16 protein-coding genes are annotated in these 12898 nt (G+C 26.8%); 10 read left to right on the top strand and 6 right to left on the bottom strand.

Annotation, left to right across the window (positions count from 1 at the left end; translation table 11 throughout):
- The first annotated feature begins 198 nt into the window (after window positions 1–198).
- The 4 genes from AACT_RS08820 to AACT_RS08805 all read left to right on the top strand — a co-directional run bounded on the left by AACT_RS08820 (window position 199) and on the right by AACT_RS08805 (window position 3036).
- Window positions 199–438 (top strand): helix-turn-helix domain-containing protein, encoded by a 240-nt coding sequence (locus tag AACT_RS08820; protein ID WP_079578877.1) that lies wholly within the window; start codon window positions 199–201, stop codon window positions 436–438.
- Complete coding sequence (locus AACT_RS08815) at window positions 431–1570, top strand: type II toxin-antitoxin system HipA family toxin (protein WP_172126443.1); 1140 nt, start codon at window positions 431–433, stop codon at window positions 1568–1570. The genes AACT_RS08820 and AACT_RS08815 overlap by 8 nt, the downstream gene beginning before the upstream one ends.
- A 108-nt stretch (window positions 1571–1678) precedes the next feature.
- Window positions 1679–1915, top strand: coding sequence for a helix-turn-helix domain-containing protein (locus AACT_RS08810; RefSeq protein ID WP_216658189.1), 237 nt, complete (start codon window positions 1679–1681; stop codon window positions 1913–1915).
- 44 nt (window positions 1916–1959) lie between these two features.
- Window positions 1960–3036, top strand: coding sequence for an AAA family ATPase (locus AACT_RS08805; protein WP_172126441.1), 1077 nt, complete (start codon window positions 1960–1962; stop codon window positions 3034–3036).
- 2 nt (window positions 3037–3038) lie between these two features.
- Here AACT_RS08805 and AACT_RS08800 read toward each other — a convergent pair whose 3' ends face one another.
- A complete protein-coding gene (locus tag AACT_RS08800) occupies window positions 3039–3839 on the bottom strand; it encodes a PDDEXK family nuclease (protein WP_172126440.1) in 801 nt (266 codons plus the stop codon).
- Window positions 3840–3948: 109 nt separating this feature from the next.
- Here AACT_RS08800 and AACT_RS08795 point away from each other — a divergent pair, with 109 nt between their 5' ends.
- Window positions 3949–4641, top strand: coding sequence for an aspartate/glutamate racemase family protein (locus tag AACT_RS08795; RefSeq protein WP_172126439.1), 693 nt, complete (start codon window positions 3949–3951; stop codon window positions 4639–4641).
- Window positions 4642–4713: 72 nt separating this feature from the next.
- On the opposite strand, the gene AACT_RS08790 is transcribed toward AACT_RS08795, so the two are convergent.
- Window positions 4714–5670, bottom strand: coding sequence for an LLM class flavin-dependent oxidoreductase (locus AACT_RS08790; RefSeq protein ID WP_172126438.1), 957 nt, complete (start codon window positions 5668–5670; stop codon window positions 4714–4716).
- A 1-nt stretch (window position 5671) separates the two neighbouring features.
- Complete coding sequence (locus tag AACT_RS08785; protein ID WP_172126437.1) at window positions 5672–6859, bottom strand: MFS transporter; 1188 nt, start codon at window positions 6857–6859, stop codon at window positions 5672–5674.
- Between the two features lie 168 nt (window positions 6860–7027).
- On the opposite strand from AACT_RS08785, the gene AACT_RS08780 reads away from it, so the two are divergent.
- On the top strand, window positions 7028–7402 hold the full coding sequence (locus AACT_RS08780) for a winged helix-turn-helix transcriptional regulator (RefSeq protein ID WP_172126436.1): 375 nt from the start codon (window positions 7028–7030) through the stop codon (window positions 7400–7402).
- Between the two features lie 90 nt (window positions 7403–7492).
- On the opposite strand, the gene AACT_RS08775 is transcribed toward AACT_RS08780, so the two are convergent.
- Entirely contained in the window at window positions 7493–8281 is a 789-nt protein-coding gene (locus tag AACT_RS08775; RefSeq protein ID WP_172126435.1) for an ABC transporter ATP-binding protein, read from the bottom strand.
- An 89-nt stretch (window positions 8282–8370) separates the two neighbouring features.
- On the opposite strand from AACT_RS08775, the gene AACT_RS08770 reads away from it, so the two are divergent.
- The 4 genes from AACT_RS08770 to AACT_RS08755 are packed head-to-tail and all read left to right on the top strand — an operon-like array spanning window position 8371 to window position 10850.
- Complete coding sequence (locus AACT_RS08770; RefSeq protein WP_172126434.1) at window positions 8371–8814, top strand: GyrI-like domain-containing protein; 444 nt, start codon at window positions 8371–8373, stop codon at window positions 8812–8814.
- Window positions 8815–8873: 59 nt separating this feature from the next.
- The gene (locus tag AACT_RS08765) at window positions 8874–9320 is read left to right on the top strand and encodes a GyrI-like domain-containing protein (RefSeq protein WP_172126433.1); all 447 of its coding nucleotides are present in this window, start codon (window positions 8874–8876) and stop codon (window positions 9318–9320) included.
- Between the two features lie 11 nt (window positions 9321–9331).
- Entirely contained in the window at window positions 9332–9952 is a 621-nt protein-coding gene (locus AACT_RS08760; protein ID WP_172126432.1) for a hypothetical protein, read from the top strand.
- Window positions 9953–10010: 58 nt separating this feature from the next.
- Window positions 10011–10850, top strand: coding sequence for an aldo/keto reductase family protein (locus AACT_RS08755; RefSeq protein ID WP_228720466.1), 840 nt, complete (start codon window positions 10011–10013; stop codon window positions 10848–10850).
- 19 nt (window positions 10851–10869) lie between these two features.
- Here AACT_RS08755 and AACT_RS08750 read toward each other — a convergent pair whose 3' ends face one another.
- Window positions 10870–11805: a DMT family transporter gene (locus AACT_RS08750; protein WP_172126431.1), complete on the bottom strand. Its 936-nt coding sequence runs from the start codon at window positions 11803–11805 to the stop codon at window positions 10870–10872.
- 181 nt (window positions 11806–11986) lie between these two features.
- A complete protein-coding gene (locus AACT_RS08745) occupies window positions 11987–12859 on the bottom strand; it encodes a LysR substrate-binding domain-containing protein (RefSeq protein ID WP_172126430.1) in 873 nt (290 codons plus the stop codon).
- Window positions 12860–12898: the final 39 nt, after the last annotated feature.

Raw genomic sequence — 12898 nt, 5'->3', positions numbered from 1 at the left:
ATGGTGGAGGCTATATTGGTAGTGCAATTGGTTTTAGTTCAAGCATAGTTTCTCCTTTAATTGATAGTTTTAATAAGGAAAAAAATCCTTTATCATATTATACTAGTATGGAACGAACATTCTAATATTATCTATTATATTTGACAATACATAAATAAAATTATAAAATGTCTAATATATTTTACAAAAGTGATAAAAATGGATTTAAAAGAACTGGGCTTAGAAATAAAAAAATATAGAAAAGAAAACTCTATATCACAATCAAAGATTTGTGATGATTTAAAAATCTCACGAGCGACACTTTCTTCATTGGAAAATGGAAGAGGCGTGGATGTTGGGATAAAAAAAGTTATGCAAATACTTGATTATTTGGGTTATGAGTTTTGTATAAAACAAAAAAGTCTATTTCCTACTTTAGAGGATTTGAGAAATGAATGATTTTTTAACTGTAAAGGTTGATTCTAAAATATCAGGTGTTTTATCATTTGAAGAAAATGAATATATATTTTCTTACAAAACAGAAGATAAAAAAGATTTTATTTCACTTACTATGCCAGTTCGTACTAAATCTTGGAATAGTAAAAATCTTCATCCTCTATTTGAAATGCACTTACCTGAGGGTTACTTATTATCTATAATCAAAAAACACTTTTCAAAATTCACAAAAACTGATGATTTCGGTTTATTAAAACTTATGTCACCAAGTATAAAAGGAAGAGTCTCTTATGAACAAGATTTAAAAGTAGAGTTAAAACCTCTTGTTTTAGATGATTTACTTCACTCTTCAAATGAAAAACTATTTGATGAATTGGTATCTAGGTTTGCTTTAAATTCACCAATTTCAGGAGTTCAACCAAAGGTGTTAGCTCAAATAGAAAATAAAGCTACCTTAAAACTTGAAGATTATATTGTAAAATCTTGGGGAGAAGATTATCCAGAACTTGCACTTAATGAATACTTGTGTATGAGAGTAGTTCAAAAGGCAAATATTTGTGTTCCTGAGTTTTATTTATCACAAGATAGAAAGCTTTTTATTATGAAAAGATTTGATATAAAAGAGGACAATACTTATTTAGGTTTTGAAGATATGTGTGTACTTTTTGGGAAAAATCGTGATGATAAATACGAAGGAACTTATGAACAAATAGCAAAAACTATAAAAACTTTTGTATCTCCAAAATATAAAAAAGAGTCTTTAGAAAACTTCTTTAAAATGATAGTTATAAATTTTTTATTAAAAAATGGAGATGCACATCTTAAAAACTTTGGCTTAATTTATGATGATATTTCAAATATCAAATTAGCTCCTGCTTATGATGTAGTAACTACAACAGTGTATATTAAAAATGATATTCCAGCGCTTCATCTTTTAGGGAGTAAAAAATGGTGTAAAGAAAAACAACTTTTAAGATTTGGTATAGAATTTTGTGATTTAACAACAAAAGAGGTTAAAGAGCTTTATGAAATATGTTTAAAAGCAAGAGATAAAATTATAGAAGAAGCAAAAACTTATAAAAAAGATGAACATTTGTCAGAATTTATTGATAATTTAATTGAAAAATGGACATAAAAAAAAGAGTAGAAAATATTTTTAAAATGATAAAGTTAATTTATATTTTTAATAAAATAGCTTTAAATGATAAGTAAAATTATCATTTTAAATAAAAGGAGTTTAGTTTTGAAATTATATGAAATTGGTGAAAATATTAAAACATTGAGAAAAGCAAAAAAACTAACTCAAGAACAATTAGCCACTAAATGTGGCATCAGCAGAGTAACATTAGGAAAAGTTGAGCGTGGGGAGTTGGGAAATACATTTGTTAAAACTTTGGATATTATACTTGCTAGTTTGGGTTTGGAAATAGAGTTTAAAACTATTCGAGGTTTTGGATTGCCAAACCTTGATGAATTGTAAATTTTTATTATTAAAATAATATATTCAAAAAAGAGGAAATATAAATGAAAATATCAAAATTGTATGCAAACAATGACAATTTTAAAACCATAGTATTTGATAATGGTATAAACTTTATCTTATCAGATGCAAACGGTGTGGGGAAAAGCAGTTTATTTAAATTAATAGATTTTTGTTTGTTAGGTGATAAGCATTTTTTAGGTCATGAGCACTTTAAAGATTATATTTTTTATATAGAACTTCAAATTTCTTCAAATAGATATATAACTATTAAAAGACCAATAAAAAGTGGTAAAAATATAGAATTAAAAATCACTAAAGAAAAATCTATGCTTTTAGATGAAAAAGATTTTAATATAAAAAGTAGTCTGGGTGTTGCTAAAACTTTTTTTGAAAATAAAGTTAATTATTCTATAAATAAATTTAGAACATATATTACATACTTTTTAAGAGATGAATCAAATCAAAGTGATGCTTTTATATTATATAAACACTCAACTCTTCACGAAATAGAATACAAAACTATTATATCAAATCTTCTTGGTATTGATGGGCGTAAAATTAGAAGAAAATATGAACTAGATGAAATAATCAAAAAAGAAGATACAAATGCCACAACTTTAAAAAATGCGCAAAACGATTTGCAAAAAGTTATTGAAGAAAATAAAACATTAATTACTAGCCGTTTTATTGATAGATTGAAATACAATGTCGCAAAATATGGAAATATAATATTAAATAAAGAGGTAACTTTTTTAATTGATTTCAATACTTCAAATGATATAGAGTTTAGCTTCAAAATTGCAAATGAAAAAGTTGAAAGTGATGATCCTACTATAAAAAAACTTTTATGTTTAATCTTTTCATTTGCATTAGTTGATACATATGCTCAAAAAAGACTTATCAAATTTGTTGCTTTTGATAGCCCTTTTGATGGAAATAAAAACACTTATGAAGAGGGTATTTATCGTGCAATTAATCTCTTAAATAGAATTGGTATTCAAACTATCATCACATCAAATGAAAATGTTATTCGTATTCCTGAGATTTTATCAGAAATAAAAAATGAATATTTGACTGATTATTTTTCTAATAAAGATAAATTAATGGGTGATTTTTAAAGTTATAACTTATGTATTTCTTTAAAAAGTGCACCTTTAAATTCTACATTATCTTTTAAGTTTAGTTGAAACATAACATTAGGATTGGTGTATATATCTTTTTTCTTTATGTAATACTGACAATCAACATTTGTCATACTTACTAAATATTTAGTTCCAATATTAAAATCTGATAACCTTGAATTAGTAGTTAATAAATACTTGTTATCAGTTTTTTTTATTTTGTAGTCTTTAGTTATCAAATCCAATTGATCTTTGAAATCTATTATGTCTTTACCAGGAATTTGTGTATCTCCAGTTTTTTTTCTTCTAAATACCAGGCTAATATCAAAGTGGTTTTCTATTTCATTTATTGGAATAAGAAGTAAATCTTTTAGAGTCAATTTATTAAATTTATTCGAAGAGATTATCCATTCAACATCTTTATCCTTATAAATTGTTTTCACCCAGTTGAATAATATGCTATCACTAATATTAACATGAATTGATGCTGTATTGGTTCCTGCAAATAATGAATAATTTGAATTTAAATATTTTATTATCTCTTGTGTGTATGAATTTGAATAATTTTTACTTTTATCGCAAAATACAAACTTGCCATCAAGTGGCTCTAATACTATTTGTCCAGCTTGTGTTGGGCCAAATTTAGCTTCAATAGTTGTAATTAGATGATTTGATTTTCTTACTGTTATGTGGGATGTTGTTGAATCAAATCCACCTTCCATCGCAAAGTCAGCATTAAAATAATTGTTTAAAAAATCTGTTGCCTCATCTTGAAATATTTCCCACTTTTGTAATGCCATAATCTTGCCTTTAGAATAAATTGGGGTATTATAGCGCATCATTAACATATAGAAAATTTTTCATATGAAAGATTTCATTTTAAACTCTTAACATAAAAGGAAATAGCAATTGAAAACTATAGGATTACTAGGTGGAATGTCTTGGGAAAGTACAGCTTTATATTATAAACTAATCAATGAAGAAATAAAAAAACAACTGGGTGGATTACATAGTGCAAAGGTAGTTATTTATAGTATTGATTTTGATGAAATAGAAAAACTTCAACACTGTGGAAATTGGGATGAAACAGCAGTTATACTATCTGAAGCTGCAAAAAATATACAAAATGCAAGTGCTGATTTTCTTTTGATTTGTACAAATACTATGCATAAAGTTGCACCTGAAATCAAAAAGAATATTGATATTCCCATTTTACATATTGCTGATGCTACTGGTAAAAAACTTCAAGAAGAAAACATTGAAAAGATAGGTTTATTAGGTACTGCTTTTACTATGAAGCAAGATTTTTATAAAGAAAGAATAAACAATAACTTTAATATTGAAGTTATAATACCAAATGAATTGGATATGAATATTGTTCACAAAATCATATATGAAGAGCTATGTTTAGGTGTTCTAAAAGATGATTCTAAAAAAGAGTATCTAAGAATTATTGATAATTTAGTATCAAAAGGTGCACAGGGTGTAATCTTAGGTTGTACAGAAATCGGAATGCTGATAAAAAAAGAAGATACAAAAGTAAAACTTTTTGATACTACTTTAATCCATTCACTTGAAGCTGTAAAACAAGCACTATCTTAAATTCTACTAGATAATTAGCAAATAAATACAAGACACCTTAAAAAACCACGTCTCTACAGGTTGGGGAACATTCTAGAAAAACATGGAATCTAACCTTGTCTCTTTCTTATGGAATAAAGGCAATATTTCTAGACCTATTTTTTTAATACTCTCCTCTAAATTATCTTCATTTCTTCTAAAATGAAGTCCTATATGATTTACGCCAGCATCTTTCATTGCTTTTAGTTCTTCAATTAAACCATTTTTACCTGTACTAATTCCAAAATGATGTCTTACTATGGGAGCATCATCTTCATTAACTTTAAAATCTAAATGAATAAAACTAATATAAGGTTTTTCTTTTGAAGCCACTTCTCGATATTGTTTAACTCTTTTTTTATGATCTTCTGGACTTCCTGGATATGCAAGCCAACCATGAAGATGTTCTCCTATATATTGAGGACTTTGTTGTGCAAGACCTGCAACAATCATTTTAGCTGTATCTGCTTTTGGAAGAATTTGTAAGTCATTTGCTTGAAGTTTTGATAAATCTTTCTTCCCTGTTATAATATCTATAGCTTCTCTAAAATCTTTTCCTCTATTTCCAAAATTTCTGTCAAATACAGGATACTCTATTGGTCTATCTCCACTTGCGACACCTAAAATAAATCTATTATTACTTAAAGATTGCATTGTATTATAAGCCTTTCTTACTAACCAAGGTTCTCTCAAAGGTAATACAATTGCAGCAGTTCCTAAAAGAATATCTTTAGTGTGAGAAGCTAAAAAACCAAGATAAGTAAAAGCTTCAAATACTTGTGCTGCATCTCCAAATCTTGGATCATATAAAGGAATATCTCTTAACCATGCCACTCTAAAACCTAGATCATCAACTAATTTGATTAATTGGGAATGATTAGTCATATTTGGTTGCCCAGGAAGTCTATTGTCAACCATTCTTCTATTTAATCCATCTCTTGACCAGTCATTATCAAGGGGTAATTCTACCCCTATTGAAAATCCTTCTGGTGCTAATTTTTCTAATGCCATACTAATCCCTTATAATATTAGTTTGTAATTTTGCTTTTTTATCAAGCATACCACTAAAATATGTTAATGCTAAAGCAATTAAAACAACAATTGCACCAATCCATGGTGTATTTATTAAAGAGTAATTCTCAACGATTAATCCTCCACTCCATGCTCCAAATGCAATTCCAACATTAAATGCAGCGATATTTAATCCCGATGCAGTATCAACAGCATGGGGAGCATGCTCTTTAGCAAGTTGTACCACATAAACTTGAAGTCCAGGAACATTTCCAAATGCAAAAGCTCCCCATACTAATATCGTAGCAACTGCTAAATAAGGATTTGTTGCAGTAAATGAAAAAGTAACTAACACAAGTGCTAAACCTATAAATATTCTATATAATGCTTGAATAGGACCTAATCTATCAGCTAATTTACCTCCCCAAATATTCCCAATGGCAACAGAAATACCATATACAAGTAGTAAAATTGCAACCATTTTTGAATCAAACCCAGTAATTTGCTCTAATATGGGTACTAAATAAGTAAAAGCGATAAATGTTCCACCATAACCTAATGCAGTAATTAAATAAACTAGAACTAATCTAGGATTGGTTAAAACGGATATTTGTTGTGATATCTTTGTAGGTATTGATTCTTTTAAATTCTTTGGAATTAAAATATAACTTCCAAAAAGTGAAATTAAACCTAAAGCAGATACTGCTAGAAATGTAAATCTCCATCCAAACTCTTGACCAATAAAAGTACCTAGAGGAACACCTGTAACTAAAGCAACAGTAAGTCCTGTAAACATAATAGCAATAGCACTTGCTTCCTTGTCTTTTGAAACTAAACTTGTAGCTATTGTAGAACCAATTGAGAAAAATACTCCATGTGCTAGACCTGTTAGGATTCTTGCAATAATTAAACTCTCATAATTTGGAGAGTAATAAGCAACAATATTTCCTATCGTAAATAAAAGCATTAAAGCTAATAATAGATTTTTTCTATTCCATTTTCCAGTAAGTGCTGTTAAAACTGGAGCACCTATTGCTACTCCTAAAGCATACAAACTAACTAATAAACCCGCACTTGGCAAAGAAACATTTAAATCATTTGCTATAGTTGGAATTAATCCTACTATTACAAACTCTGTTGTTCCAATTGCAAAGGCACTAATTGTCAAAGCAAATAATGCTATTGGCATATAAACTCCTTAAAATAAACTTTATTTAATGTACATTAGATGAAATCTTACAAACAAAATACTTAATGTATCCTTACGATACTTATTGTATGTAATTAAGAGATACTTTTTGTATGTAATGAGTTTTTAATCTAATTTAACTATAATTTCAATCAATAAGGAGTTCCTATGTATATAATAAATGAAAAAGAATATAAATGCTCTATTGACATTGCTCAAGATATATTTAATGATAATTGGAAAATGAAAATTATATGGCATCTGCTAGATGGAGAAAAAAGATATAAAGAACTAAATGAAGAAGTTAAAAATATTACACAAAGAACACTAACTGCAAAACTTAGAGATCTTGAAGAAAAAAACATCATAAAAAGAGAATCTTTTGCTGAAATTCCACCTCGTGTTGTTTACTCTTTAACTCCTATTGGAGAAAAACTTAGACCCATACTAAATAATATGTTTGATTGGGGAATCGACTATGTTAATGAGTGTGGTAAATTTACAGAAGAAGGAAAATGTGAACCTAAACTATCAAGACATTAGTTATATATAAACAAAATCATATATAACTATTTTGTTTCATTTCTATAATTAAATAAGGTACTTTTCTATTCTAAATAAATGTGAAAGAGACTAATAAATCTCTTCCACAAAATACCTATTATTTTTTACATTGATATGTACATTTGTATCAAAAATTTCAGATAGATTTGCACTTGTTAAAATATCTTCTTTTTTTCCACTTTTATGAATAGTATTATTGTGTATCAAAGCTACGTTTTGTATTTCTTCAAAAATCTCTTCTAGGTGGTGAGTTACTAGTATTATAGAGCAATTCTTTGATAGTTTTTGAACCATTTTTATAAAATTTATTTGAGCTTTTATATCAAGTCCAACTGTTGGCTCATCTAAAATAAAAGCTTTTGGGTCGTGAATTAGCGCACGTGCTACTATACATTTTCGCAGTTCTCCTGTTGACATTTCTTGAACGAGTTTATTTGCTAAATGTTCTATTTCTAAATACTTCATAGTTTCTTTTGCTTTTTCATGTTGTTCAACACTAAAATCTTGATGTTTAAAAACCCCAACAGAACTATAATGTCCACTTAAAACTGTAATATATCCTGTTAAAAAAGAGCCATTAATTGCAAAATAGTTGTGTAAATCATTTGTGATTATTCCTAACTCTTTTTTTAGTTCAAAAATCGAGTAATTTGATTTTCCTAAGATCTCTTTTTTATAAGGGTTTGTTTTTCTTGGATGAATTTCAGATTGGATTAGTTTCATCAAAGTTGATTTTCCACTTCCGTTTGCTCCAAGTATCGCCCAATGCTCTTTTTCTTTTATTTTTAATGTAATATCTTTTAAAATGATTTTAGTGTCATATCCCACATTTATGTTTTCAAAATCAATAATATTCATAAATCTCCTAAATAAATATGTTTTTCAAGATACTACTAGTAAATGTTTAATATAATCCTTAAAATAAGATTTATTTATAAAGAGAGCAAATGAAAGTTACAAGAATTAAAAAATTAATGATTTCAGGTATTAGTGCAGTTACGAACAATGAATTAGAAATGAGTGAAGAAAATGGGAAAATAGCCCAATTATGGGAAGATTATTTTGCAAATGATGTTTATAAAAAAACTTTTGACAAAGCAAATAGTGATTTTATGTATGGTGTTTATAGCAATTATGATTCAGATGTTAATGGAAACTACAAAATAACTGTTGGTGTTGAAGTTACAAAAGCAAAGAATGCAATAGTAATTGAAGATAAAAAATACTTAGTTTTTACAAAAAAAGGTGAACTTCCAATGGTTGTAGTTGAGTTATGGGAAGAGATTTGGGATTATTTTGAAAAAAATAGTGATTATGAAAGATCTTTTGAAGTGGATTTTGAGAAATATGCAAAAGAAGATGAAATAGAGATTTACGTTTCTATAAAATAAATATCCCAAAAAATTAAGCCAATTAAACCAATTGACAAATTAACTAATAAAGTGAAAAAATGAAAGTAAAGTATTTAGAAAAATTTTATGTTGCGGGAATCACAACTAGAACAAATAATAAAATAGAATTAGATGAAACAACAGCACAAATACCAAAACTTTTGCAAAGATATGTAGATGAAAATATTGAGAGTAAAACATTTAACAAGTCAAGAAACTTGGCTATGTATGGAGTTTACAAGAAATATGAAAAAGATGTAAATTCTGATTATGATTATACACTTGGTGTTGAAGTTACAAAAGCAAAAAATGCAATTACTATAGAAAAAGATAGATATTTGGTATTTTCAAAAAAAGGTGAATTTCCAAAAGTTGTACTAGAAACTTGGCATGAAGTTTGGGATTATTTTGCTTCAAAAGAGTGTGAATATGAAAGAGTATATAACTTTGATTTTGAGAAGTATACAAAAGAAGATGAAGTAGAAATATATATTTCTATAAAATAAAAAGAGAAAGTATGAATTTAGAAAAATTAAAAGATGTAGAAGCTGAGTTTTTATTTCATTATCCAAAGGGTTTTGAAGATGAAAAGTTTTTTCCAACTATGAAAAAATTTAATCCATCAAAACTAGAAGAGTTTACAAAAGAGAATTTTAAAAAAGAGAATTTTTCTAATCCAAATTTAGTTGTTGACGCATTTTTTAAGATTATTCAAAAATCTGTTTTAGTCTCTTTATTTGATAAACTAAAATTTCGTGATATGTTAGCAGGTCTGAGTTCTTATGAAAAAGATATGTTAAGTATAGAACTTTATGAGCTATTACATGGAAATCAAAAAAATGGTTTTGAGGGTTTAGTTGAGTTTTTAGCTCAATACAACCTTGCAAAATGGACTATAATCTCTGTTGTTTTATACTATAACGATAGACAAAAAGAATATTTTATAAAACCTACTACTACAAAAAATGTAATAAAATATTTTGAATTACAAAATCTAATATACAAACCAACTCCTAGTTTTGAGTTTTATAATTCTTATAGAAAAATTTTAAATGAGATGAAAAAAAATGTTCACAAATCACTCAAAATTGATAACGCTGCTTTTACTGGATTTCTTAGAATTGGAATGGAAGACTAATATAAAAACTTATATGAATATTTGATACAATAGTTTCATATAAAAATAGGAAGAAAATATGAATACTTTTTTATCAAATCAAAATATAAAAATGCCAAATATGATTTATGGAACAGCTTGGAAAAAAGAAAATACAACAGACTTAGTATGTGAAGCTTTACTTCAAGGTTTTAAAGGAGTTGATACAGCTTGCCAACCAAAACATTATAGGGAAGATTTAGTAGGATTTGGACTTTTAAAAGCTTATGAAAAGGGTATAAAAAGAGAAGATATTTTTCTTCAAACAAAATTTACTCCAATTGATGGACAAGATAAAACAAATATGCCTTATTTAGAAAGTGATGAGATAGAGGTTCAAGTTGAGAAATCTTTTGAAAGATCTAAAAACAATCTAAAGACTGGTTTTATTGATTCTTATGTTTTACATTCTCCTGTTTATCCAGGAGCTAAACTACAAAAAGTTTGGCAAAAAATGGAAGAGTTCTATGATAAAAAAGAAGTAGGGCAATTAGGAATTAGTAACTGTTATGATTTAGATGTTTTGGTTTATTTGTACAATAACGCAAAAGTAAAACCAAGCGTTGTTCAAAATAGATTTTATGCTCAATCAGCTTATGATAAAGAAATCAGAGAATTTTGTATTGACAAAGGAATTATTTATGAGAGTTTTTGGTCACTAACAGCAAATCCACATATTTTAGCATCTGATATTTTAGAAAATCTTGCAAATAAATATGAAAGAGGTGTTGCTGAGATTTTTTATAGATTTTTAAATCATATTAATATCGTTGCATTAAATGGAACGACTTCTAAAAAACATATGATTGAGGATTTGAAAATTAGTGAATTTGAACTTTTAGTTGAAGAAATCCAACAAATTTCTAGCTTACTAAAATAGTTAGACTAGTTAAGCTAGTCTAAGCATTTTGATATTTTGTAAATAAAAATAAACCTACCATTATTAAAGAAAGACCAATAATTGAGATTAGGTTTAAAGAAGTATTTCCTAAAAATATCATTCCTCCAAGTAAGGCGAAGGCTACTTCACTTGCTTGTGTTGCATCAATTGCAGCTATTTCATTTGAATCTTTTGCTATATTTCTTGCATATAAAAATATTGATGTTGCTAAAACACCTGAAAGTAATGCAACTAAGGCTGTATTTATTACTTGAGAGTTACTAGGTGCTTGGGGTTGTATAATTGCTAGTAAAATAAACCATAGTGGAAGTGATCCAATTGAAAGTAAAAATACTTTATTAAAAGCATTGTTTAATAGTTTTGACTTTATTTTAGGTACATTTTTATGCTCACCATTTTTAGCTTCCCAAACTAACTGATTTCCAATAGGATAACAAAAAGATGCTATTAAAATAGGGAATCCACCAAGTAATAATGCTTTTATATCAAAAGTATCAATATGAGATAAATTTACTAAGCAAACACCTATAAATATGATTATAGAAAAAGCCCATATTTTTTTAGGAAATTTTTTACCAAAAAACATTAATACAAAAAGTGTAGAAACAACAGTAAACTGCCAAGTTGCAGCTATTACCCAAGCTGGTGAGAAATCAGCACTAAAACAAATCAATGCATAGAAAAATCCAAATCCAATAGTTCCACTTATTGTCCAAAAAAGATAATTCTCCATAAATAATTTATAAATATCAATAAGTCTTTGTATTCCACCTTGAAAAAATAAAATCAAAGCTAAAAATAAAATCATAAAAAAATATCTAAGGCTGGCTGACCAAAGCCAATGACCACCTGAAACACTCATAACTTCATTTAAAATAAATGTGCTAGAAAAAAAAGCACCTGAAAGAACACCTAGTAAAATTAATCTAATCATTAAAATCCAATATTATAATTTATATATAATTTTTAAAAAACTTTAGTATAACTAAAGTGAAAAATATTTTTTATTATATACATAAAATATTAAAAGATATATGTAAGTATGGTTATTAAATATCATTTAAACAAGAAATTGGATAAAAAGAGGCATATAAATAATTAAATTACAATATTTTTTAGTTTTTAAACTTACTTTTTAAAAAGTCTATAAAAGTCTGAAATAGTAAATTTGTTGATTTGTCTTTATGGTAAACTATATGAAACTCTCTTTTAACCTCAAAATTTTTTAATTTTATTTGAAATAATTTTTTGCTTTCTAACTCTTTTTTTACTGCATTTTTTGATATGGCTGTTATTGTGTCTTTATTATCTATTAAAATAGTTTTAATCTCTTCAAAATCTTGAAGCTCCATAAATATGCTTATATCTTGTGCATATTTTCCAAGAGAGTTTATAAAAACTTCCCTTGTTCCTGAGCCTGTTTCTCTTAAAATCCATTTTTTATTTATAGTATCTATAAAGGCAATTTTAGGTGCATTTTCATCACTTGTTACTATTATTAGCTCATCATCACAAAGTTTTTGCTTTATTAGGTTTGAGTTATTTATATCTATTTCTATTAATCCTATATCTAGATTTGAGTTTAAAATATTTTCAATAATTTTAGTTGAGTTTATAGTTGAAATATCAAATTTCACATCGCTGTATTTAGATAAAAACTCATAATAAATATCTGGCATTAAGTAGTTTGATATGGTTTTACTTGAAGCTATTTTCATATTTCCAGCGAGTTTATTTTTTTGAAAAAGTTTTTGGCTATCTATGATTGCTAAATAGTGTGGAAGTGTTTTTTCTTTGAAATATCTTCCTCTTTCATTTAGTATTAGTTTTTTTCCAACTCTATCAAATAATTGTTCTTCTAATTTATTCTCTAAAGATTTAATGGCTAGAGATATTGCTGATTGACTTATTTTAAGCTCTTGAGCCACTTGGGTTACTTGAGGGTTATCACTTAATTTATAAAAAAAGTTTAATTCTTTTAAAGTCATATCTTAGCCTTATTAATAAAATATATCATTATAATAAAT

It is taken from the genome of Arcobacter acticola (assembly GCF_013177675.1).
GTDB lineage: Bacteria > Campylobacterota > Campylobacteria > Campylobacterales > Arcobacteraceae > Aliarcobacter > Aliarcobacter acticola.
This window is presented reverse-complemented; position numbering and strand designations above follow the sequence as displayed.